The 785-nt window shown below is 75.7% G+C and carries 1 protein-coding gene; it reads left to right on the top strand.

Annotated features, from left to right (window positions below; all coding sequences use genetic code 11):
* A partial coding sequence (locus GT354_RS16745) for a DUF916 domain-containing protein (protein ID WP_161357105.1) occupies nucleotides 1-785 on the top strand: 785 nt, incomplete at both ends.

Below are 785 nucleotides of genomic sequence, written 5' to 3'. Positions count from 1 at the left end.
GCGCCGCGCCCGCCGGCGCGACCGAGTCCGCGCCCGCCCCGGCCGCCGCGCCCACCACCTGGTCCGTCCAGCCGTCGACCGAACACGGCCCGGACGACCGCCCGTTCTTCCGCTACGCGCTCGCGCCCGCGGCTCGGCGGATCGACTACGTCGCCGTCACCAACGCCGGCGACTCGCCCTTGACCGTCGACCTGTACGCCCAGGACGCCTTCACCACCGCCGCCGGCGGCTTCGATCTGCTCGCCGCGGGACGCCCGCCCGTCGACGTCGGCTCGTGGATCCGCCTCAAGCAGACGCGGGTGACCGTGCCGCCGCGCTCGCGCAGCGACGTACCGTTCGAACTGTCCGTCCCCGACAACGCGTCCCCCGGCGACCACGCCGGCGGCGTCGTCGCGTCGGTCGCCACTCCCGGCCGGGACGCGGCCGGCAATCGGGTGCTGGTCGACCGACGGGTGGGCACCCGTGTCCACCTGCGCGTCGACGGACCGCTGCGCCCCGCGCTGGGCGCCGGCGGATTGAGCGCGCGAGTGCACACCGCCCCGGACCCCTTCGACGGCGGTCTGACCGTCACGTACACCGTGCGCAACACCGGCAACGTCCGCCTCGGCGCCCGTCCCGAGCTGACCGTTCGCGGCCCGTGGGGCCTGACCGAGAAGCACCGTCGGCTCGACCCGTTGCCGGAATTGCTGCCCGGCGCGTCCGTGACCCGTACCGTGCGCGTCGACGGCGTGACCCAGGCGTTCCGTCTGGACGTCGACCTCGCGGTGCACCCGTTGCCGGTGCCC

It is taken from the genome of Streptomyces sp. SID3343, assembly GCF_009865215.1.
GTDB lineage: Bacteria > Actinomycetota > Actinomycetes > Streptomycetales > Streptomycetaceae > Embleya.
Note: the sequence above shows the minus strand (reverse complement) of the source record. Positions and strands in the feature narration are given on the sequence as shown.